This is a genomic window from Halanaerobium saccharolyticum subsp. saccharolyticum DSM 6643, from assembly GCF_000350165.1.
Taxonomy (GTDB): Bacteria; Bacillota; Halanaerobiia; order Halanaerobiales; family Halanaerobiaceae; genus Halanaerobium; species Halanaerobium saccharolyticum.
Window position 1 is genome coordinate 115,864 of the sequence record NZ_CAUI01000005.1, and the last position, 23,726, is coordinate 139,589.

A 23,726-nucleotide genomic window follows, 5' to 3' on the forward strand; every position below is an offset into this window, starting at 1 on the left:
TATTATTAAGTGGATAAAGGAGGAAAAACCATGGATGTTAATGCTGATTATATTTTAATTAAAGCTTTAGAAGATGGAGTTACAATTATTGGTTTAACAAGAGGTAAAGATACAAAATTTAATCATACAGAGAAATTGGATAAAGGAGAAATTCTGGCTGCTCAGTTTACTGAAAATGTTTCTGCAATGAAAATTAGAGGCAATGCAGAAATAATGAGCAAACACGGTAAGGTTAATTCTGAAGGGTAAATAATAGCTTTGTTTTCTAGAATATTTTAATATTCTGGAAATTGAAAGGAGCTTTTAAATGTGGCAGGTTGTATATATAGCCTCTTCCAAAGAAGAGGTTGATAATATTTCAAAATTCATGGAAAAAGAAGGCTTCATGCTTCAAATTGATGATGCGGGTTCTGGGAGTTATCAGATTAAAGTACCAGCTATTGAGGCAGAAGAAGCTTACTCCTGTTTACATGAAAATTTTTAACATGAATTTTTAACATGGAGGTTTTTAAGTGTGAAAAAGATAGCAGTGCTTACAAGTGGAGGCGATGCTCCAGGTATGAATCCAGCTATTAGGTCTGTAGTTCGAACAGCAATTTATAAAGATCTGGAAGTAGTTGGAATCAGACATGGATATAAAGGCCTGATAGAAAAAGATTTTTTCGATATGAATAGAGGTTCAGTTGCTGATATTGTTCAGCGAGGCGGGACAATTTTATTATCTGCCCGCTGTGAAGAATTTAAAACTGAAGCGGGAAGAAAAAAAGCTTATGCCAATATGAAAGAAGAAGGAATTGAAGCTTTAGTTGTTATTGGTGGAGATGGTTCTTTGCGTGGAGTACAAAAAATTAATGCAGAAAGTGATATTAAAGCTGTAGGTATACCAGGAACCATTGATAATGATTTATCATGTACTGATTATACTATTGGTGTTGATACAGCGATGAATACAATTTTAGATGCGATTAATAAGATTAGAGATACTGCAACATCTCATGAAAGAACTTTTGTAATTGAATGTATGGGACGTGACTCTGGTTATTTAGCTTTAATGACTGGTCTTGCTGGTGGTGCAGAATATATTTTAGTTCCTGAAATCGACTTCACCCCACAAGAAGTTTGTGATAAAATTACTCAAGGTTTTAATCGCGGTAAATTACACAGTTTGATTTTAATAGCAGAAGGGGTAGAAGCTCCATTTGCTGATTTAAATAAATATCATGGCAGTCCCGGTATGGCTATGGGAGATTTGATTAGAGAAAGGACTGGGATGGAAACTAGAGTTACAATTTTAGGCCATCTGCAGCGAGGAGGTAGCCCAACAGCTACAGATAGAATAGTTGCCAGTAGAATGGGAGCTAAGGCTGTTGAATTGTTATTAGAAGGAAAACGTGATAAAATGGTCAATTACAGAGACAATTCCATTGGTGTTTGTGAAATTAAAGATGCAATTAAAAAGACTGAAACAATCAATATGGATATTTATAATTTAGCAAACATTTTATCAATGTAAACAAATAATTGGGAGGTTAATATGAGAAAAACGAAGATAGTATGTACATTAGGACCAGCAACGAATGATAAGGATACAATTAAAAGAGTAGTTGAAGCAGGAATGAATGTTGCCAGAATGAATTTTTCTCACGGTAATCATGAAGAACATAAGCAAAGATTTGATCTGGTAAAAGAAGTAGAAAAAGAAACCGGCAAAACTGTTGGTTTAATGCTTGATACAAAAGGGCCTGAAATTAGAACTGGAGAAATGAAAGGTGACAAGATCCAGTTAGAAGCAGATACTGAAATTGTAGTTTCAAAAAAAGATGTTGAAGGTACTCCCGAAAAAATTTCTGTATCCTATAAAGACTTAGCAAAGGATATGGAAGTTGGAAATAAAATTTTAATTGATGATGGTTTAATTGAACTTGAAGTAATTGAAATTGATAATGAGGATGTAGTATGTAAAGTAGTTAATGGTGGAGAACTTGGATCTCGCAAAGGTGTTAACTTACCCGGTGTTAAGGTTAGTTTACCTGCATTGACTGAAAAGGATATTTCTGATATTCGTTTTGGTGTAGAGCAGGGAGTTCACTTTATAGCTGCATCGTTTGTTCGTAAAGCTAATGACGTTATTGAAATCCGTAAAATTTTAGAAGAAAAGGGAAATGAAGATATTTTCATTATTGCTAAAATAGAAAATCAAGAAGGTGTAGAAAATCTTGATTCTATTTTAGAGGTTGCTGATGGAATTATGGTTGCCCGTGGTGATCTTGGAGTGGAAATCCCTGCAGAAAAAGTACCAATTGTGCAGAAAATGATGATTAAAAAATGTAATGAGGCTTCTAAACCTGTAATTACTGCAACTCAGATGCTTGATTCTATGATCAGAAATCCTCGTCCAACCAGAGCTGAGGCTTCTGATGTTGCTAATGCTATTTATGATGGAACAGATGCAACAATGTTATCTGGAGAGTCAGCTGCTGGTAAGTATCCAATAGAATCTGTACAAACTATGGCTCAGATTGCAACAGAAGTTGAAAATTCTGATAGCTATAAAGATAAATTTGCTGGCAAATATGAATTTGCAGCTGAGTCTGTAACATGTGCTATTTCACTTGCAACATGTCAAACTGCTGAAGAGCTTAGCGCAGAAGCTATAATTACTTCTACAGGTTCCGGTTTAACAGCCCGAACAGTTTCCAAATATAGACCACAAACACCTATCATTGGTGTAACACCAAATAAAAGAGTACTGCATCAGTTATCTATGACCTGGGGTGTGACTCCTTTATTAGTAGCTAGAAGCAGTACAACTGACGAAATGATGGATAATGCTATTAAAACTTCTTTAGAATATGACTTAATTAAAGAAGGAGATTTAGTAACTATTACAGCTGGAGCTCCAGTTGGTATTTCTGGTACAACTAACTTAATTAAAGTAGATGTTGTTGGTAAACCAATTGCAGATGGTCAGGGAATTGGTAAGAGTATAGCAATTGGAAAAGCTAAATTAGTTAAAACTGCAGAAGAAGCGATCGAAAAGATTGAAGAAGGAGATATTATGATTGCTCCAATGACAGATAGAGACTTTATACCTGCAATGAAGAAAGCAGCAGCAGTTGTAACCTTCAGTGGAGGGCTAACTTCTCATCCTGCCATAGTTGGACTCAACTTTGGTATTCCTGTAGTAGTTAATACAGGTGATATTAGTGATGAATTTAAAGATGGAGAAATTATCACTGTAGATGGTGTTAGAGGATTAGTTTATAGAGGACAAGCAAATCTAAAATAAAATATATTAATATAACATAATTTTGAGGGCTTAACTGCCCTCTTAATTATGTTTTTATTTGATCATATAAAATTTTAAATATTTTTATATATTTTTTTCTATTAACGCTTTACAATAATAAAGTAATAAAGTATAATAAAAGAAAATATACTTAGGAGGAAAAAAAGTGAGAAAAAATTTATTAAATATTTTTGTTGTTGTTTTATTAGCATTATTATTAATTGGTGGTAATGTAATGGCCGAAGATTCTTTAGCTGAAATTAAGGAAAAAGGAAAAATAGTCGTAGGTCTAGATGATAGTTTTCCACCAATGGGTTTTAGAGATGAAAGTGGAGAAATTGTTGGTTTTGATATAGATTTAGCTAAAGAAGCAGCAAAAAGAATGGGTGTTGAAGTAGAATTTAAAGCTGTTGATTGGGATGGTGTTATTTTAAGTCTTAAAAATGGGATGATTGATGTAATCTGGAATGGTCTAACAATTACCCCAGAGAGAGAAGAGAGTATTGATTTTTCTAGGCCATATTTAGAAAACTCTCAAAGTATTGTAGTACAGGCAGATAGTGATATTGAAACAAAATCAGATTTAGCTGGTAAAGTTGTTGGAATTCAGCTGGGAAGTAGTGCAGTTAGTGCTGTAGAATCTGAGCCAGAAGTTTTAGAAACTTTTGAAGAGTTACGTCAGTTCTCTAATAATACTGAAGCTTTAATGGATTTACAAACAGGAAGAGTTCAGGCGGTTGTTTTAGATGTAATTGTTGGCCGTTATTATATAAGTCAGCGTCCAGGCCAGTTTAAAGTTCTTGAAGATGATTTTGGTGGAGAGAAATATGGTGTAGGTGTTCGTGATGGTGCCGATTCATTTAGAAAGGCTCTTAACTCTGCTTTAGAAGAAATGATTGCAGATGGAACAGCTGCTGAAATTTCTGAAAAATGGTTTGGAGAAGATATTGTACTTAAGTAGGAGGCATTTATTTGTTTGATTATATATTAAACGTATCAGGATATATACTGGAAGGTAGTTTAATTACCTTCCAGCTTTATTTGGTCACAGCAATCTTTTCGGTAATCTTAGGTGTATTTGGGGCACTGGGTAAAATCTCTAAAATTCCACTTTTAGAATCAATTTTATCTTTTTATACCTGGGTTTTTAGAGGAACTCCTCTTTTATTACAGCTCTTTTTTGCTTATTATGGTCTGCCAGTTTTGGGTATTACTTTAAATCCTTTTCCAGCTGCAGCCCTGACTTTTATTGTAAATTATGGTGCCTATTTCACTGAAATTTTTAGAGGTGGAATAGAATCTATAGATGACGGTCAGTATGAAGCTGCAAAAGTATTAGGTATGAATTACAAACAAACTATGAGTAGGATTGTTATTCCCCAAACTGTAAAAAGAGTTTTGCCAGCAACCAGTAATGAAGCAATTAATCTTGTTAAAGATAGTGCTCTAGTAGCTGTGATTGGCCTTGGTGACTTACTGAGGGCTGCTAAGGTAGCTGTAACAAGAGATTTTTCTATTATACCTTTTATAATAGCTGCGGTTTTCTATTTAATAATTAGTTCAGTTATTGTTACAGTTTTCCGCAAATTAGAAGAAAAATATTCTGTTTACGAATAGGTGATAATTTTGGAAATGATAAAGGCAAAAAATATTTATAAAAATTTTGGCGAATTAGAGGTGCTTAAAGATGTTTCTTTTGAAGTTCAGCAGGGAGAGGTAATTTCTATTATCGGACCTTCTGGCTCAGGTAAAAGTACTCTTTTGAGATCGCTAATTGGTTTAGAAGAAATAAATTCGGGAGAATTATTTATAGAGGGAATTTCAGTATTAAAATCTGGCAAAAAAGCTTATGAAAAAATGGGTATGGTTTTTCAAGGTTTTAATCTTTTTCCTCACAAAACAGTTATGGGTAATCTAATTGAAGCACCAATAGTTGTTAAAGGTGAGAAAAAGAAAAAAGTTAAAAACAGGGCTGAAAAGCTATTAAAAAAAGTTGGACTTTATGATAAAAAAGATGCTTATCCAGCTCAATTATCAGGTGGTCAAAAACAAAGAGTTGCAATTGCACGAGCGCTGGCAATGGAACCTGATATTATGTTGTTTGATGAGCCTACTTCTTCCCTGGATCCAGAACTAGTTGGTGAAGTTTTAACAGTTATTAGGGATTTAGCAGATGAAAATATCACAATGCTGATTGTAACTCATGAAATGGGCTTTGCCAGGGATGTTTCTGATCGGGTTATTTTTATGGATCACGGCAGGATTATAAGTGATACAGTTCCTGAAAAAATATTTGTTAATCCTGAATCAGAAAGAATACAAAACTTTTTAACAAAAATATTAAGTCAAAACTAAAGCTCCCATTTGGGAGCTTTTTCATTTCTGATTTGCTTTTAAGGTCAATGACTGTTAAAATGTTTACAGATAATAACAGCAGTTTAATATAACATTTACTTGGAGTTTTGAGTAATATAAGGAGGAGAAATTAATAGTGTTTAAAATAAATACTGATTTACATACTCATACTGTAGCAAGTGGTCATGCTTATTCTACAGTTGATGAGATGGCAAGAGGTGCCTTTAATAAGGGGATGAAATTAATAGCAATTACTGATCATGGCCCCAAATTACCAGGAGGGCCTAATGTATATCATTTCGGTAATTTAGCAATTGTTCCTGATGAATTATATGGTGTTAGAATTGTTAAAGGTGTTGAAGCAAATATTTTAAAAAATGGTAATTTAGATTTAACAGATGAAGAACTTGGTTATTTAGAATTTGTTGCAGCAGGAATTCATCGCTTAACAGGGCATAATTTAAATAATAAAGCAGAATATACTAAAGCAACAATTGAAGCAATGAAAAATCCACAGCTTGACATGATAACTCATCCAGTTCAAAGAGAATACCCTGTTGATTTAGAAAAAGTTGCTGAGGCAGCAGCTGAAAACAATGTAATTTTAGAGTTGAATGCCAGTTCTTATAACCCGAACAAATATAAAACTAGAGGTATTAAATCTGAATCACTGAAATTATTAAAATTAGCCCAAAAATATGGTTTTAAGATTGCTATAAATAGTGATGCTCATTTTTATGATAAAATTGGAGAATATTCAACACTTAATTTCATTTTTGAAAGTGAATATTTTGATAGTGAGCTGATAATTAACAGTACGGTAGAAAATATAACTAATTATTTAGATGAAAGACAAAGAAGATTAAATAAATTGAAGAAAACAGTTTAGAGGTGTAAAAATGGGAGAACCATATTATAAATATTCACAGTTTTTAAAAGATAAATATGGTAAGAAAACATATAAATTACCGGTTAATTTACCTACAACCTGTCCCAATAGAGATGGAAACCTTGCAAAAGCGGGCTGCCATTTTTGTGGTGAGGAAGGTGCTGACTTTGAGATGTTACCCGATGAGATGTCAGTTACAAATCAACTTTTAGAAAATAAAGAGTATATAGGGGAACGATATGGGGTAGATCAATTCATTGCTTATTTTCAGAATTACACAAATACCTATTTAGAACTTAATAAATTGAAAAATTATATAAAAGAAGCTGCAAAAGTTGAAGGAATAAAATCAGTTTATTTTTCTACCAGACCCGATTCAATAAGTGATCAATATATTTCTACTTTGAAAAATATTTTACAGGAAATTTCTTCAGAAATAGAGTTGGCCTTCGAATTTGGATTACAAACAGTAAATTATAAGACTTTAAAAAATGTGAACAGGCAGCATGGTTTAGCAGAATTTATTGATGCTGTTTTAAGGGCAAAAAGATTTGAAGTTGAAGTGGGAGCACATTTAATTTTGAATTTGCCAGGTGATACAAGAGAAGATGTAATTGAGGGAGCAAGAATTTTGTCAGCTCTGGAAGTAGACCATGTTAAATTACATGCTCTATACATTAGAGAAAATTCAGTTTTTGCAAAAAAGTATAAAGCTGGGGAACTTGAAATTTGTTCACTTGCTGAATATATAGAAAGGGTAATTTTATTTTTAGAAAATTTATCACCTGATATTGCTGTGCAGCGTTTAATTGGTAGAGCTCCTGGTGAAGAATCAATTTTTGTTAATTGGGACACTCCCTGGTGGAAAATTCATGACATGATTATTAAGGAAATGAAAAAAAGAAACACTTATCAAGGGAGATTATTTAATTATTTAAATGGGAAAGCCCTGTCTAAATTTCAAACTAATAATAATTAAGTTTGGGGAAATAAAACTTGAATTCTGGAAATAAAAGTATTATAATAAAAGTTAATCAAATAATTAATATGAAGTCAAAAGTAGATTAGTAGAGGAGTGATAAGATGACTTCAGTCCTAAAAAAAGTAATTAATAATTTCAGTAGTGGAATTTATGATTTTAAAAATAGATATAAATTACCTGAAGAATATCATAATTCTCAGGAATTAAAAATAATGCATATTAGTGATACACCAGAATCTATCTATTCTCATATTTATAAAATGTTGAGCTATAGTCGTCCAGATGTAATTATTCATACTGGAGATTTGGTAGATAACTTAAAACTTGAAGATGCTGGTAAGGAATTAATACCACTTTATCAGAAGAAATCAGCTGAATTTATAAGGAATCTTGAAAAATTGACTAATGCAAGAATAATATATGTTCCTGGAAATCATGATGATGTTAATATTATTAAAGCAAACATTAATAGAAGCGAGATCATGCCAGAAGGAAGTATTATTGAATTAGATGGAGTTAAAATAGGAATTGCTCATTATCCAGAAAAACTTCCTCTAAATTCAGAAATTAATCTTTTTGGTCATAATCATCAAAAAGAATTTGCTAGTGATAATAAATTTTTAAATGGGATTTCAAATATCAACTATCTATTACTTCCATCTAAAGAAGATTACAAAGTTAAGTATCCCTGGATTGTTGATCAGGGTAGACAGTATAAATCTTTTAATATGATTTAAATAACAAGTAATTTTTATCAGCCAGGTTTGCTAAAATCTGGCTAATTTCTTTTGGTTAAGTTTTAAGAAATTTTAAAATATTTGAATTTATGGGAGTGGTTTAATGAATTTTGTGCGTAGTGGTCCCAGATATTTATTTTTTAAAGTAAAATCACCAGAATTATTTTGGCAAAAACTTTCTCAAAAAACAGAACTAAAAAAATTGGATTTTCAAACTGCCATTAAACTTGCAGAAGAAGAATCGGTAATTATTTTTTTAAGTGATTACCAAAAAGAAAGTTTTAAAGTGAAAGATTCTGATTTGATTTTATATCTTCCCATGAATGCTACTACTTTAATGACAATGATTTTGAACCAGCAAGATCTAAGTCAGTCAGTTGATAAGGTTACTGCTGGACCGGGACAGTTGGTTATGAGAATACCTAAGCCAGGCAAAAAAGTAATCGACGAAATTATAGATAATTATCAGGCTGAAGAAATGTCAATTTTAGAAGGCATTGATAAAGGTAGTGCTGATAGTACAATTATTTCTTTTACAGATCAACCAATTAAATCTAGATTGAAGTCTTTAAAAAAAGTGCAAGATAATATTTTAATTAAAAAAAATACTACTTTAGTTTTTGAAGAATTAAGGCGTGATGCTATAAGATATATTACTCATGGCTTGGAAAATCAACAGTGGTCTGAACTTAAAATAAATATTTTTGATTCAGATGAATTATATGAATTAAAATATAATCGCTTGATTACTATTTTATCAGACTTAGAAGCTGGAATTATACTTGGTGAATCATGGACTAAAGATCATGCATTTGCTTTATTTTCAATTACTGCTTATCAGGTTAAGCTATTTACTTTTTTAGACCCGCTTGAAATAAAAAAAATATTGTTTGCATTTGAATATAATAGTGAAGGTGAAAGAATTGTTGATTATGATCTTTTTAATAAAAGCAATAAAATTAGTTGGTCTGAAATTTTAAATGATAATAAATATCATGATCGCAAAGCATTAGCTTTTAAATATAGAGAAAAAATAATGAAAGAATTATCTGAAGCTGCAAAAAATAGATATTTTGCAATCGAAGAAAAAATTAAAGCTGAGTCTAAAAAATAACTTTAAAGCCGGATAGTTCCCGGCTTTTTCTTATGAAATAAATAATATTTAACAAAAAATTATATAACTAAAATCTTTGTTCTAAAAATCACATATTTGCGATATATTGTATTTTGAGTTAAAATAGAAATATATACTTAAGTTTAGGAAGGAGATTTATTAATGCAGACAGAGAAAATATTAACTGATGTTGAAAAAGCCATCAGAGAACTAATAGATAATGTAAAACCGAAAGCTGGTTCAATTTTCATATTAGGTGGGAGTACAAGTGAAATTCAGGGTAAAAAAATTGGCTCAGCCACTGATGTAGATTTAGGAGATAAGATTATAAGAAAAATAATGAAAATTTTAAAAGAATACGGGCTTTATCTTGCTGTACAGGGTTGTGAACACATAAATAGATCTTTAGTTATAGAAAGAGAATGTCAACAGAAATTTTCTTTTAATGAAGTAAATGTAATACCCCATAGAACCGCTGGAGGAGCATTTGCTACAGCGGCCTTTAAAGAATTTTCAGAGGCTGTTACTGTGGAAAATATGGAAGCTGATTTAGGAATTGATATAGGTGATGCTTTAATTGGAATGCATCTTAAAAATATAGCTGTACCAGTTAGATTATCAATTAAAGAAATTGGAGAAGCGCATCTTACTGCTGCAGAAACTAGGTTAAAACTTGTAGGTGGAGTTAGAGCAAAATATAGAGATTAAGAAAAGGGAGGCTTTAATTTTGAAATATTTGCACCATTGTATTGATAAATTCATTCTTTCACTTATAGGTCGCTCTTTTACAGTTTTAACTGACACAGAGCCTATTATAAAAAAAGAATTAGCATATTTACCTGAAAATTTCACTGCTGCAGTTGCAGTAGAAAAAGAATCACCCTCTATTATATTAAAAAAAGAAAATGATGAATTTAAATATTATGGATATCACCATGAGCCAGAAAATATTGATTTAAAATTATATTTTAAAGATGAAGAATTTGCTTACGAGGTTTTAGGAGCAAAAGAGGGTATAAGACAGGCATTTTCTGAACACAAGATACTATTAGAAGGTAATTTAGAATATGCAGTTTCTTTAATTTATATTTTTGAGCTTGTTGAGGCATATATCATGTCAGATAAATTTTCTGAAAAAATTTTAGATTATAAGTTTAAAAGAAATATATCTCGCTTAAAGCTGATATTAAGGGCCTTATTTTTATATAGAGAAAAGGGTGAAATTTAATGTATAAGTCGGATTATTTTGAGTTTTTTAGTCCTGTTAAAATCATTTCTGGAGAGCATGCCTTATCTACTTTAAATTATGAGCTTGATCGTTTACATGTTAGTAATCCTTTGATATTAACCAATCAAAGCTTAGATGAATTAAAGATATTAGATACACTATTAACACATATTGAAAATAAGTCAATAAATCAGCGACAGATAATTAAAACTATTCCTAATCAGGCAACACTAGAGATTGTAAAAAAAGCTGCTCAACGTTATGAAGACCTAGAGTGTGATGGTATTATTGCACTTGGTGGAGAAGCAATTATTGATACAGCTAAAGGGATTAATTTAATGATATCTGAGCAGATTGAAGACTTAAAAAAATTAGCTGGGGTGGAAACTGCTCATGCAGATATGCAGCCCTTTATTGTAATTCCAACTACAAGTGGTACGGGATCTGAAGCTGCTTTAACTGCTGTAATTAGTGATCAAAAAAACAAAAATGATCTAGAGTTTGTTTCCAGTAGATTGATACCAGATCTTGCTGTTATAGATCCGAAGATGACCTTTGCTTTACCGCCAAGACTTACAGCTTCGACTGGAGTAGATGCTCTTGTACACGCTGTTGAAGCCTATACTGGACTTCAGACTAATCCGCTTAGTGATGCTTATGCTTTTGCTGCTTTAAAGTTAATAGGAAAGAACTTAAGAGAATTAGTTAATGACGTAAACAATCAAAAGTACCGAGTCGCTATGAATAATGCAGCTGTGATGGCTGGGATAGCCTTTTCCAATTCTCATGCAGGTATTATTCATGCAGTTGGTGATGCTTGTGAAAAAATAGCTGGGGTTTCACATGGTGATGCATTATCTGTACTTTTGCCACATGGAATGTTCTATAACCTTAAGTTTGACTACTGTAGGAATGCGTATCAGGATATTTTGCTTGCTCTAGAAGGCAGAGATAAATTTATTGATACTGATCCAGATGATCGAGCCTTAATTGCTGTAAATGCTGTGGTTAGTATTTTAAATGAACTTAGGGCTATAACAGGGATTCCTGTCACTTTAGAAGAAATAGGGGTAAAAAGAAAACAATTTGAAGATATTATTGATAAAGCAATGCATAATAGTTCTATTTTAAATTCTGCTGGTCAAGTTAATAGAATAGATATTAAGAGTATTTTAGAAGCATCTTTTTAAAGTAATGGACATTTGTCAAAATTGACAAGTGCCCCTTTTTATAGATTGTTGCAGATTAATAATGGGGGTGTCCGTAGTGGAAGAGGTTATTAAATTTTATGGATTAGGTCCATTTTATTTTAAGTATCATAATAAAACAGTTAGTGGAAGTGCTTGGGTTTCGAAAAGAGCTTTATCTATTTTTATGTATCTTTTATTGGAGAAAAAAAGAACTGTAAGTGTAGAAGAATTAATCGACATTTTTTGGGAAGGTTCAGACTTAGAGGATGGTAAAAACAAATTATATAATACTATCTATCTTTTAAGAAGATCTTTAGCAAAAGATGGGATTCCAAAGGATATTATCGAATCAGTAAGTGGTGGTTATTCAATAAATAATGCTTATGAAATTTGGGCTGACTGGGATTATTTTGAAAAAAAGACTGACCAGATGATTCATGAAAAAGAATTAGAAGTAGAGGAGCTTGAAGAACTTTTTCAGCTATATAGAGGAGATTTTTTTCCTGCACTACGCTATGAGGATTGGACTGAAATTCAGCGGGAAAAATTAAGAGAGAATTACTTAAATTTAATAGAAATACTTAGCAATAAATTATATCAGGCACAAAAATTTAGGGATACAGTTAATTATCTGCACCGTGGTATAGAATATGATCCTTATCGAGAAAATTTTTATTTACTTTATATTAAAGCTCTTGTTAAATTAGGAAGGATTGCTGAGGCGATAAATAGTTATAAAAAGTGTGAGCAAATTCTAAAAGACGAGCTTGATGTTTTGCCAGGTCAAGAATTAAAAAATGAATATCACAAAATTAAATTAAGTCGAGAATTATCTGAAACAATCGAAGAAGATTTAACTTTTGAAAATAATGATGATTCTGGCGCGATAATTTGTAATGTTGATGTTTTTAAAAAAATATATGATGTCGAACTGCGTCATGTTAGAAGGCAAAAAGGGGAATTTGTTTTGATCAAAATTGATTTTAAAGGGGTTAAGCTTCCGATTACTTTTTCTGAGGCCGCCGTTAAAATAAGCTTTATGCTTCGATCTTGTGACGTCATTTGTATTAATAATTATAAAATATACTTATTGCTGCAGGATATGAATCTGATAAATAGTGGAATAATTATGAATAGAGTTAATTCATTTTGTGAAGCCTTAGAACTAACTAAAAAACCTTCCATAGATATTAAAGAAATAAGTTAATCATAAAAAATATAATAATTTGTAACAAACTTCAAACCACCTTTTGGTGGTTTTTCTTTTTGGATAATTATAGTTATTAACAGAAAATAAAGGTAAAAAATATAAAATTCGTGTTTTTTTCGAGGAGATAACAAGAATATTTTTAGGTTAAACTGTTAGTATTAACTTATCAAAGAGGAGGTGGGAAAGATATGAAATTGAGAGTTATTATTATTATTTTATTTATGATTTTCCTGTCTCAGTTGAATGTGGAAGCTGCAGGAGTTTATCTCGGCAGTTATGCTCCAGATGAAGATCAAAGCATAAATATTTCAGTTCCTATCCAAGATATTAAAGCTGAAATAATAAAAGTTTATGCTCAGAATAATTATTTTACTTCTGCATCTAAAAAGATCAATTCTACAAACTTAAAAATATTGGGTAGAAATAATTTATTTCCCATAAGTAGTAGAAGCTTTGAAGCAGAAAAAAATAATTTATTTTTCAATAGAGCAATTAATTTTCAATTTGATTTAAAAAATGAATATGAACCAGGATTATATGAAAATATTCTTTATATCGATAATGGAAATAAAATTGATGAATATAAGCTAGTTTTCGAAATTCAACCATGGAAAAAAATGGTTAAAGCTGATCAAAGTACTGCTGTTATTAATAACTTAAATAATAGAACTCATGAATTATATAGTTCTGGACAGCAAAAATTGATAATAATTTCTAATACAGATTGGAAACTTAAAGTGGTTTTAAACAATGACTATCAAGATGGAATTTCAATTAAAGTGGCTGCTGATTCTGAAAGCAGAAAAGCGGCTAATTTTGATAGAGATTTTAAAAGTCTTAATAGTAAAGATGTTTTTATAGCAAGTGGCAGCAGCACAACATTTCTAGATTCTGGGCAGGTAGAAATATTTTATCAATTTAAAATTGATGACTTTAAAAAGATTCAGGCTGGAGAAAAAAATTATCAATTTAATTTTATCCTCGAATAATTGCTTTCCAAATGGGCAAATAACATCAGCTCTGCCTGATGTTTTTATATAAATGTTTTGGTGGGAACAAATTTCATAAAATAAAAGGAGGAGTTTTAAATGAGGATTAAAGTATTAGCTTTAACAATGGTATTGGTGATGATATTTGCAGGTGCAGCAATGGCTCAGTATACCGGGGTGTTTACAAATCCGTTAGAATTTGATGACAGTGCTTATTTTGGTGATGGTGGAGCTTATGCAGCTTATGATCAGCATAAAGATGATGATGGTACAGTTTTCTTTAATGATGTAGATTCTGACAACCCTGGTGACTATACTCATTTAGAAGGCTTGAATAGAGATGCAAATTATGATACAAATGGAAGAAATCAAGATGTATCAGTTAGAATAGACACTCGAGCTTATATCCCTTGTTTTTTAGAGCTAAAATTACAGGGTAATCAGGGTACAACTTCTGCAATTAGTTATGGTCCAAATGCTGATGCTGCGACAAATGCTACTGGTTATATAATTGCATTTGACAATGAAATTGGTGGCTTCCTTGATGAAAACTGGGTATCATTAGGTCATGGCGGTAATGCTCAAATTAATCCTGCCGATTCTGGCGTATATATTGGTGCTTGTGATATCTTCTCAGTCGAAGTTGTTTCTAATGATAACTACAGATATTCTGTAGAAGCTCAAGCTTTAGAAGCACAAGATAATACTGGTGCAGTATTACCAATGCATATGAGAACAAGTTTAGACGCAGGAGCAACTTGGGAAAGTGGTTTTGATGCATTTACCACAAGTTCACTTGTTAAAGTTGACAAGTATGATGGAGATCCAGGCGAAAAATTAACAGCACTTCATAACTTCCGAGTTCCATTCACAATGAGTACAAACCATGGTTACTATAATGGTGAAGTTATCTTTAGAGCAGCTACAATTTAACAAGCTCTAAATAATATAAGTAAATACAACTTTTCCACTACAAGGCAGGGGCTGTATATTCAGCCCCTGAATAAGTAGAAAGGGGTAATATTTATGAAAAAAATTAATAAAATTTTCAGTTTTATTTTCTTTAATTTAGTAATTTTCTTAATTTTTATTACAATTTTTTCGGGAATAAGTTGGGCAGCAGTCAGAATTGAACCAGCGAGAATTATTTTGAATGCTTTGGATAAAAAACACAGCACTGGTTTAATAGAAGTTATAAATACAGGCGAAGAAGAAATTGAACTCAAAGCACTGCTTAATGATTGGGCACTTGATGAAAATGATGGCTTGATTTTTTATGAGGCAGGAGAAACAGATTACAGTTTAGATGGCTTGATAAAATTTAATCCTAGGGAGTTTAAAATACCTCCGGGGAAAAAACAGATAGTTAGATTTACAATTTCTAATCCAGAAACAGCAGAAACTATTAGAGAACGTAGAGGAGTAGTTTTTTTTGAGCAAGAAACAGGTCTTATTGATGCTGCAACAGGTTCCAATGTTAAAAGTCAGGTTGGTTCAGTAATTTATTATATTCCTGAGAGTGTTAAATATGATTTTAAATTTAATGGTTTGAGAGTATATAAGACTTCAGATTCTATACCTCAGGGAATAACAATTAGAGTTAAAAATGATGGGGAAGCACATTTGCGTTATTACCCTTCTTATAAAATAATTAATTCAGAGAATAAAGTTGTTATGGAAAAAAGTTTTAGTGAATTAATAATCCTTCCAGGCTATGAAAGGCAATTTGCTTTTTATTTAGAAGATCGTTTAAAAAAAGGGGATTATACTTTTATACTCAGCTTCAGACTTTATAATACAAGTTATGAGCCTGAATATCAGATTCCGATAACAATAGAGTAAGTGGGTGAAAAGATGAAAAAATTAATAATATTAATTTTAATATATTTAATCTTTTTTTTCGCAGTTCAAATAGTATTTTCTCAGGGTTTTGAAGAAAGTAATCCTGAAATTGAAACAAGTATAGTTTTATTAACTCTTTTTGATATAAATAAAGAAATGGTATATGAAAAAAATGATTTTTTTGAATTATTTTATTTTAAAGAGGAAGACTATGTCTTATTACCTGCTAATTTGATTGTACCCTACCTTGATGTGGAACTAAATTTTAACAGAGAATTATCTATTTTAATTTTAACAAAAGCAAACAAAGAAGTAATAATTGACTTAAAAGATAAAAAATATATAGATCATCCAGAATGGGATACTGAAGAGCCAATTATTTATGGAGGCGAATTTTATTTAAGTAAAAAAGTTTTTTCATATTTAACTAATTATAAGATCAGCTGGAATAATTCATTTCAAGAATTACTTGTAGAGGGTGAGTTTATTGAAGATCTTAGTCAAGATCAAATCCTAGATTTAGATGAAAAAAAAGATTTATATCAAAAAGAAAAGGAAGAAATTTTAGGTGATGAACTAAGAGGCTTTCAGCTTAGTTCTGTTCATTACCGAGTTGAGCTTGAATTAGAAGATAGAATTTTTTCAGAATTGAGCAAAAATATTAGGGGAGATTTAAACTTTTATGGACGTGTTAATAATTGGGCTTATTTTATAAATAACAACCTTAGTTATAATTTAAATAATCAAGATGTCGAATATGAGCTTGATAAGATAAAATTTAAATATCAAGAGAATAACATGTTAATTATAGCAGGTGACCATGATCTTAATTTAAAAAACACAATGGGTAAAATTGATATGCAGGGACTTTATTTCTCTCTACCTGATAGACTTTCATTTAAACTTATACCTTATACTACTTTAAAAATTAATGTAAAAAAAGGTGATGATTTAAGTATAATTATTAATAATAAATTAGCAAAAAAAGAAGTAATTAAAAGAGATCGAGAGTTTTTAATAGAAAATTTAGAGTTAAGAGCTGGTTATTTAAATAAAATTGAGATAATTATAATAGATGAAGATGGAAATAAAAGCATTAAAACAAAATATCTAGCAGGTTCAAGTAATATATTGCAGCCTAAAGTTAAAGAAATAGAACTAATGGCAGGTCGTTTTAGGGATAGTAATTTTTCGGATAATGAGTGGGAAGGTTATTTTGGATCAATTAGATCTAATTATGCTCTAAATGACAAATTATCATTTAATTTAGAATCTACAATTTATAATGAATCAGAAAATCCAGACAGTGAATCAGAAAATGAAATATTATCATCAATAACAGGTTTTGCATTAAGATTAGGTGGTAGCACAGTAATTAATTTAGATTGGCTGGTAGCAGGAGAATTTGATAATCTAGAAAATGGTGCTCAAGCTGAACTGTTATTTTCAATGTTAAAAGGATATATTAAAGGTGTATATATATATTTTCCACCTGAAATTGAAGAATATATGGAAGAAGAAGAAGGGGAAGATAAATCAATTTCAATGAAATTAGATTTAACTAATAACTGGAGTATTAATCCAACTATTGGTCAGAGAAAGACTTTGGAAAATCGATTAGATGAAAGCGATTATTACAAATTCAGAGTTATTTATAATCCTAATTGGAGAAATTATAATTCTGTTTCTCTTTTATATGAAGATAACAGACAAGATTATTTAATTTCTGATACAGAAAACAATTTATATTTATTTGAGGGTAATGAAATTAAAAAAGGAGTTGCTTTAGTTAATAATCTCTATGGTAATACATTTAGAATAACAAGTGAGTTGGCTTATTATGATAATGATTTAGAAATATATAATTTTCCCCCAGATAATTATCAAGGAAATTACCAGGATTATGAAGCTGAACTATCAGTTTATAAAAGAATCAATAATTATTTATTTATATCTTTAAATTATGACGGGGAACAGCAGCGTGACAATTTAGGCTTGAGATATTATGATAGAATTTATGATGGCCAAATAAGATTATCTTTTTCTGATAGAGCTTCTTTAACTTTATCAACTGAGAGGAGAGAAGAAGAATCAGAAAACTTAATAAGTGAAGAAAGTTCATTGAAGTTAAAATATTATTTTAACAGAGAATTTAGTGTATCAGCAGAGTTAAATGACTATCAGGGTGAACTTTTAGCAGATTATCAATCACTTTTATTATCAGGTGATTATTATTTTCCAGATAACCCTGGTTATATCAGATTGTTTGGAGAATATATAGTTCCAGAAGACGGTCAAAATGGAATTTCTTTTGGAGGGGCCTATGATATTATTCGTGATGATGAAAGTGGAATAGTAATTGAAGCAGGTAGAGAATATCAAAATTTTCTTAATGGTGAATATGAAGAATATGTTACAATCTCTTATTCTCATGCTCTTTCTTTCATAGGAAGTGAAAAGAAAAACACAAGATTTACTGATTTTGAACCAAGACCAATTGTAGCAGGATATGTATATCTAGATCAAAATTATAATGGAGTTATGGATCCAGGAGAAAAAAGACTTAAAGATATTTCGATGCGTTTAGACAGTATTATGACTGAAACTGATGAAGATGGTTTCTTTATTTTCAAACCATATTTTAATGATCTATATCTTTTGAATTTTGATTATAGAAATTTAATTGCAGATTATACACCAGTAACTAAAGAAATATTAGTTAGAGTTAAAGATAACCAAAATATTATGCAAAATTTTGGTCTTACAATTAATGGTTCAATCAGTGGTAAAGTATATTTAGATAAAAATGCTAATGGAAACAAAGATGAAAATGAGGAATATCTTGTCTGGGCAGGTTTAGCAGTAGGAAATTTAAATAAAAAAGATTATACTGATCAAAGAGGAGAATTTTATTTTGAAAATATTCCTTTAGGATATCACAAACTGAATCTTTTAAAAGAATCTCTACCAAAAGGAACTAGACCATTAAATGGATATGAACAGGATATTTATATTACCGAGGATCGACTTGATCATCATGATATTGATATTCCAATAATCTATGGAGATTAAGTTATCCCAGGGCAGAAATGTCCTGTTTAGCCCCGGCTTAAATGCTGGGGTTTATTATTTTTTTGACAAAAATATTTTTTTATTATATAATTCGACTATGAGTCAAATTGACTACAAGTCAACTTAGTTTTTTAACTAGAAATTTATTATTTTAATATTTTATAGGAGGAGATTTTTTAATGGGAGCTTTAGACGGGATTAAAGTTATTGACTTAAGCCATGTATTGGCAGCACCATTTGCAACAATGATTATGGCAGACTTAGGTGCAGAGGTTGTTAAGGTAGAGCCACCATTTGGTGATGATTCAAGACAATTTGGTCCTTTTGTTGAAGATGAAGCTGGAGAACAGCAGAGCGGCTATTTTATTAGTATTAACCGCAACAAAAAAAGTATTGTTTTAAACTTGAAGGAAGAAAAAGGTAAAGAAATATTAAGAGATTTAATAAGTGATGCAGATGTGGTTGTAGAAAATTACCGCCCTACCACAATGAAAAAACTTGGTTTTTCATATGAAGAAATGAAAAAAATTAAAAAAGATATAATATACTGTTCAATTTGCGGATTTGGTCATGATGCTTTAGAAGAATATGCCAGTAAACCTGCTTATGATATGGTAGCTCAGGCATATAGTGGTTTGATGAGTATCACCGGACCTGAAGGTGGAGAACCCTGCCGTGTTGGTAGTTCTATTGGTGATATTATGGCAGGACACCAGGCTGTTATTGGTATTTTAAGTGCCTTACGTCATCGTGATCGAACTGGTAAAGGACAGCATGTTGATATGTCAATGGTAGATGGACTTGTTTCTGTTTTAGAAAATGCTATTGCTCGCTATACAATGGAGGGAGAGATTCCTGGTCCACTTGGTGGAGCACATCCAACAATTGTACCATTCCAGTCATTTAAAACTAAAGATAATTATATTGTAACTCCAATTGGGAATGATAGTTTATGGAAAAAGTTCTGTGATGCTCTTGAAATGCCTGAGTTAGCAGATGATGAAAGATTTAAAACAAATCCATTAAGAGCAGAAAACAAGGATGAGCTAATACCAATTCTTGCAAAAAGAATAAAAGAAAAAAATACTGCTGAATGGGAAGAAGTTTTCGAAGAATATGGACTCCCTTATTCACCAGTTAATACAGTAGATAAAGTTGTCGAAGATGACAACTTGAAATACAGAGATATGATAGTGGATCTTGAACAGCCTGGAATTGGTAAAGTTAAGGTTGCTGGTTCCCCATTCCACTTGTCAGAGACCCCAGGAGAAATTAAAAGTCATGCCCCTGCAAAAGGTGAGCATACTGATTCAGTGCTTAAAGGAAGTTTAGGTTTAACTGATGCTCAAATTAAAGAAATGAAAAGCCAAGGAATTATTGGCTAAAAATAATATTAGATAAAAGTTTTAAGGAGTGAGATGATGGAAATTATCGGTATGGGCTTTGTAGCATTTTTTATGCTGCTTGGCTCATTTTTAGGGAGAATTTTAGGTCAGTTCATTGGAACTGGTGGAGATGTTGGTGGAGTTGGACTTGCAATGTTATTTATGGTTTTAACAGTAAATTATCTTGAAAACAGAGGCAGAATGTTTAAACCTAGAACTGAAAATGGTATTAAGTTCTTAAGTGCTTTATATATTCCGATTATTGTTGCTATGGCTGCACGTTTAAATGTTGTTGGTGCTATTAATGGTGGGTTAGTTGCTATTTTAGCAGGTGGTGTAGCGACAATAGGTGCAATGTTTTTAGTACCTTTATTATCAAAACTAAAAAAATAATTTTATTAAAGAAACGGAAGTGATTTAAATTGTTAACAGATGCATTTAATTCTTTTGCTGGAGCAGATCATTTAATTATTTCTATAGCTCTAGTTGCATTAATAATGTTTATAACTAAGAAAATTTCGATTATGCTGGGAGAAGAGCGAATAGCTTCGGCTCTTGCAATTATTACAGGTTTAGTCTTAGCATTCATTGGTGGTAAAGTAACTGGTGGAAGTAGTGGACTGGCAGATATATCAATTTTCAGTGGTGCTGGTATTGGTTTATTAGGTGGTAGTATGCTGAGAGACTATACAATTATCTCTACTGCGTATGGTGTTAAACTTAAAAACCTTAAAAAAGCTGGCCCAGTAGGAGTAATTTCTTTATTAGTGGGAGTAATTTTCTCTTTTATAGTTGGTAGTGGAGTTGCTATGGCTTTAGGTTATACAGATCCGGCTGAAGTTACAACAATTGGTGCTGGAGCAGTTACCTTTATTGTTGGTCCTGTAACAGGAACCGCACTAGGTGTAAGCTCGGAGATTATTGCTATTTCTGTAGCTGCTGGATTGGTAAAATCAATTATGACCATGGTAATAACACCTTTCATAGCAGATCTAGTTGGCCTTGATAATCCGACTTCTGCCATGGTTTATGGGGGATTAATTGGAACAACAAGTGGTGTTGCAGGTGGTCTTGCAGCAACAGCACCTGAGCTAGTTCCATATGGAGCAATGACTGCAACTTTTTATACTGGATTAGGAACTCTAATAGTACCATCACTTGGATTTATTATAATTAGATCTATTTTGCTATAATATAATTAATATATTTATATAATTTTACTCCCCTCCCCCGGGGAGTTTTTCTTTTTTAAAATCATTTTAAATGGTAGGAGCAATTATAGCTTTCATGACAGAGTATTTTAAAGTAATCGATTAATAATTATCTTTAATGAATGATAAAGATTAAATTAAGACTCAGAAATACTTGAAATATTTTTCAGAATATTTTATAATTATAATTGTAAACGTTACCGGAAGCGTTAACGTAAATATTTTTACACAGATTTTTATATTAAATATTTTCAATAAATAATTTAGATAATTCAATTTAAATTAGGTGATATAATGAGAGTTACAATAAAAGATATAGCAAAAGAAGCTGATGTATCAATTACAACAGTCTCTAGAGTTTTAAATAACAAACCTGATGTTGGAGATGATACAAGAGCCAAAATATTAAAGATTATTGAAGAAATGAATTACAATCCAAATAGTGTAGCAAGAGGACTTGTAATGCAGAAAACCCATACTATTGGTTTGATTATTCCTGATATCAGTAATCCGTTTTTTCCTCAAATAGTCAGAGCTGTTGAAGATAAAGCACAGCAGCTTGGTTATTCTGTTATATTATTTAATACAGATAATCATTTAGAAAGGGAAAGAAAAGCAGTTGAATTGTTTAAAAGCAAACAAATAGATGGTTTAATTGTTTCTCTTTCTCTTGGAAATGAAGAAATATTAAAAAATCTTAAGGCTTCTAATTATCCTGTAGTTCAGATAGATAGATCGGTACTTGATCACATATACCCTCTGGTAAGTATTGATAATATAAAATCTGCCTATCAAATGGTAGAATATTTGATTAAAAAGGGACATAAAAAAATAGCTCATCTAAGTGGTGATCTTAACACTACTACTGCCAGGGATAGACTTTCAGGTTATAAAAAAGCTTTAAAAGATTATAAGATAGAGATTAAGAAAGATTATATTATTGAGGGAGATTATACACAAGATTCAGCTTATAAAGCTACCCAAAATTTATTGGGATTAAAATCGCCTCCAACAGCAGTTTTTGCAGCTAATGACTTAAGTGCAGCTGGTGTTTATAAAGCATTGTTTGAAGCTGACTTAAAAATACCGGCAGATATGGCAGTAGCAGGTCATGATGATATTAACCTTGCTTCACTTTTAAAGCCGGAATTAACAACAATGCGTCAGCCAAAATATGAAATGGGTGAAAGAGCAGTATCTGTTCTTTTAAAAATGATTGATGATGAAGATGCTGAAATTGAAGATCAAATATTAAATACAGATTTAATTATTCGCGAATCAGTTTAAAATAGGATTAAAAGGTAGGTGATTAAGTTGTCCCAAATACTTGTAATTGGTAGTATGAATATGGATTTAGTTGTTGAAACAGATAGATACCCTAAAAAAGGGGAAACTATTATTGGCGGAAAATTTGAGCAGATACCAGGTGGCAAAGGAGCAAATCAAGCTCTTGCAGCTGCAAAATTAGGAGAAGATGTAGAATTTATTGGTGCCTGTGGAAATGATAGTTTTGCTCCTAAATTAATATCCAGCTTAAGAAATGGTGGGGCAAAAATTGATAATATTTTTAAAGTAGATGGTGTAAGTACGGGTGTTGCAGTTATTACAGTTGATAAAAAAGGAAATAATCGAATAATTGTTTCGCCAGGAGCTAATTATCAATTAGATGAAAATAAGATAGAAAAGATAAAAGACAAAATAATTGAGGCAGAAATTTTGCTTTTGCAATTAGAAATACCAGTTGAAACAATAAAAAAAATAATTGAGATTGCTGCAGTTAATAATACTAAAATAGTTTTAGATCCTGCTCCAGCTCAAAAATTACCAGATTATATTTTATCTAAAGTAGATTATCTGCTGCCTAATGAAGGGGAATTAGATTTACTATTAGATGATATTAATCTAGAAGAACGATCTGAAAAAATTGATATCTTGCTTGATAAAGGAGTAAAAAATATTATAGTAACTGAAGGAGAAAAAGGAATAAATTATTACAGCAGAAATGAAAAATTACATCTAGATTCTTTAAAAGTTAAAGCAGTTGATACTACAGCTGCAGGTGATGTTTTTGCAGGAGCTTTTGCTGCTAGTTTAATGGAGAAAAATGACATTAAAAAATCTTTGGAGTTTGCAGTAGAAGCTGCAGCTTATTCAGTTACTAAAATGGGTGCTCAAAGTTCGGTACCTAATAAAGAAGATTTAAATAAATTCCTTGCTGAAAGGAGTAAATAAG

At 31.2% G+C, this 23,726-nt stretch carries 24 protein-coding genes; all 24 read left to right on the forward strand.

Annotated elements, in window-relative coordinates; genetic code table 11:
- Nucleotides 1-30: 30 nt before the first annotated feature.
- The 24 genes from mtrB to rbsK all read left to right on the forward strand — a co-directional run bounded on the left by mtrB (nt 31) and on the right by rbsK (nt 23,725).
- Entirely contained in the window at nt 31-249 is a 219-nt protein-coding gene (gene mtrB / locus HSACCH_RS01015; protein ID WP_005487184.1) for a trp RNA-binding attenuation protein MtrB, read from the forward strand.
- Nucleotides 250-307: 58 nt separating this feature from the next.
- Complete coding sequence (locus tag HSACCH_RS13980) at nt 308-484, forward strand: hypothetical protein (protein ID WP_005487185.1); 177 nt, start codon at nt 308-310, stop codon at nt 482-484.
- A gap of 30 nt (nt 485-514) precedes the next feature.
- The gene (pfkA, locus tag HSACCH_RS01020; RefSeq protein WP_005487186.1) at nt 515-1,513 is read left to right on the forward strand and encodes a 6-phosphofructokinase; all 999 of its coding nucleotides are present in this window, start codon (nt 515-517) and stop codon (nt 1,511-1,513) included.
- A 21-nt stretch (nt 1,514-1,534) separates the two neighbouring features.
- Nucleotides 1,535-3,289, forward strand: coding sequence for a pyruvate kinase (gene pyk, locus HSACCH_RS01025; protein ID WP_005487187.1), 1,755 nt, complete (start codon nt 1,535-1,537; stop codon nt 3,287-3,289).
- Nucleotides 3,290-3,455: 166 nt separating this feature from the next.
- The gene (locus HSACCH_RS01030; RefSeq protein ID WP_005487188.1) at nt 3,456-4,250 is read left to right on the forward strand and encodes an amino acid ABC transporter substrate-binding protein; all 795 of its coding nucleotides are present in this window, start codon (nt 3,456-3,458) and stop codon (nt 4,248-4,250) included.
- An 11-nt stretch (nt 4,251-4,261) separates the two neighbouring features.
- Nucleotides 4,262-4,906, forward strand: a complete 645-nt coding sequence (locus tag HSACCH_RS01035; RefSeq protein ID WP_005487190.1) for an amino acid ABC transporter permease — start codon at nt 4,262-4,264, stop codon at nt 4,904-4,906.
- Between the two features lie 9 nt (nt 4,907-4,915).
- Nucleotides 4,916-5,644, forward strand: a complete 729-nt coding sequence (locus HSACCH_RS01040) for an amino acid ABC transporter ATP-binding protein (RefSeq protein ID WP_005487192.1) — start codon at nt 4,916-4,918, stop codon at nt 5,642-5,644.
- Nucleotides 5,645-5,780: 136 nt separating this feature from the next.
- Nucleotides 5,781-6,533, forward strand: coding sequence for a phosphatase (locus HSACCH_RS01045; protein WP_005487194.1), 753 nt, complete (start codon nt 5,781-5,783; stop codon nt 6,531-6,533).
- 10 nt (nt 6,534-6,543) lie between these two features.
- Nucleotides 6,544-7,512, forward strand: a complete 969-nt coding sequence (locus HSACCH_RS01050; RefSeq protein ID WP_005487196.1) for a TIGR01212 family radical SAM protein — start codon at nt 6,544-6,546, stop codon at nt 7,510-7,512.
- A 104-nt stretch (nt 7,513-7,616) separates the two neighbouring features.
- Entirely contained in the window at nt 7,617-8,252 is a 636-nt protein-coding gene (locus tag HSACCH_RS01055) for a metallophosphoesterase family protein (protein ID WP_005487197.1), read from the forward strand.
- Nucleotides 8,253-8,355: 103 nt separating this feature from the next.
- Nucleotides 8,356-9,366 (forward strand): hypothetical protein, encoded by a 1,011-nt coding sequence (locus HSACCH_RS01060; protein WP_005487200.1) that lies wholly within the window; start codon nt 8,356-8,358, stop codon nt 9,364-9,366.
- Nucleotides 9,367-9,528: 162 nt separating this feature from the next.
- Nucleotides 9,529-10,074, forward strand: coding sequence for a TIGR01440 family protein (locus HSACCH_RS01065; RefSeq protein WP_005487201.1), 546 nt, complete (start codon nt 9,529-9,531; stop codon nt 10,072-10,074).
- 19 nt (nt 10,075-10,093) lie between these two features.
- On the forward strand, nt 10,094-10,594 hold the full coding sequence (locus HSACCH_RS01070; RefSeq protein WP_005487202.1) for a hypothetical protein: 501 nt from the start codon (nt 10,094-10,096) through the stop codon (nt 10,592-10,594).
- Nucleotides 10,594-11,784 carry an iron-containing alcohol dehydrogenase gene (locus tag HSACCH_RS01075; RefSeq protein WP_005487203.1) on the forward strand — a complete coding sequence of 397 codons (1,191 nt, stop codon included), beginning with the start codon at nt 10,594-10,596 and terminating at the stop codon, nt 11,782-11,784. The genes HSACCH_RS01070 and HSACCH_RS01075 overlap by 1 nt, the downstream gene beginning before the upstream one ends.
- A 76-nt stretch (nt 11,785-11,860) precedes the next feature.
- Nucleotides 11,861-12,991, forward strand: a complete 1,131-nt coding sequence (locus HSACCH_RS01080; protein WP_005487204.1) for an AfsR/SARP family transcriptional regulator — start codon at nt 11,861-11,863, stop codon at nt 12,989-12,991.
- A 191-nt stretch (nt 12,992-13,182) separates the two neighbouring features.
- Complete coding sequence (locus tag HSACCH_RS01085) at nt 13,183-13,983, forward strand: hypothetical protein (RefSeq protein WP_005487205.1); 801 nt, start codon at nt 13,183-13,185, stop codon at nt 13,981-13,983.
- Between the two features lie 99 nt (nt 13,984-14,082).
- Nucleotides 14,083-14,916: a hypothetical protein gene (locus HSACCH_RS01090; RefSeq protein ID WP_005487206.1), complete on the forward strand. Its 834-nt coding sequence runs from the start codon at nt 14,083-14,085 to the stop codon at nt 14,914-14,916.
- Between the two features lie 93 nt (nt 14,917-15,009).
- Nucleotides 15,010-15,825, forward strand: coding sequence for a fimbrial biogenesis chaperone (locus tag HSACCH_RS01095; protein ID WP_005487207.1), 816 nt, complete (start codon nt 15,010-15,012; stop codon nt 15,823-15,825).
- Between the two features lie 12 nt (nt 15,826-15,837).
- On the forward strand, nt 15,838-18,897 hold the full coding sequence (locus HSACCH_RS01100) for a hypothetical protein (protein WP_005487210.1): 3,060 nt from the start codon (nt 15,838-15,840) through the stop codon (nt 18,895-18,897).
- Between the two features lie 179 nt (nt 18,898-19,076).
- The gene (locus tag HSACCH_RS01105) at nt 19,077-20,282 is read left to right on the forward strand and encodes a CaiB/BaiF CoA transferase family protein (RefSeq protein ID WP_005487211.1); all 1,206 of its coding nucleotides are present in this window, start codon (nt 19,077-19,079) and stop codon (nt 20,280-20,282) included.
- A gap of 36 nt (nt 20,283-20,318) precedes the next feature.
- A complete protein-coding gene (locus HSACCH_RS01110; RefSeq protein WP_005487212.1) occupies nt 20,319-20,675 on the forward strand; it encodes a malonate transporter subunit MadL in 357 nt (118 codons plus the stop codon).
- Between the two features lie 29 nt (nt 20,676-20,704).
- Nucleotides 20,705-21,475, forward strand: coding sequence for a malonate transporter subunit MadM (gene madM, locus HSACCH_RS01115; protein ID WP_005487213.1), 771 nt, complete (start codon nt 20,705-20,707; stop codon nt 21,473-21,475).
- Between the two features lie 312 nt (nt 21,476-21,787).
- Nucleotides 21,788-22,780, forward strand: a complete 993-nt coding sequence (locus tag HSACCH_RS01120) for a LacI family DNA-binding transcriptional regulator (RefSeq protein WP_005487214.1) — start codon at nt 21,788-21,790, stop codon at nt 22,778-22,780.
- 18 nt (nt 22,781-22,798) lie between these two features.
- On the forward strand, nt 22,799-23,725 hold the full coding sequence (rbsK, locus tag HSACCH_RS01125; RefSeq protein WP_407635718.1) for a ribokinase: 927 nt from the start codon (nt 22,799-22,801) through the stop codon (nt 23,723-23,725).
- Nucleotide 23,726 lies beyond the last annotated feature (1 nt).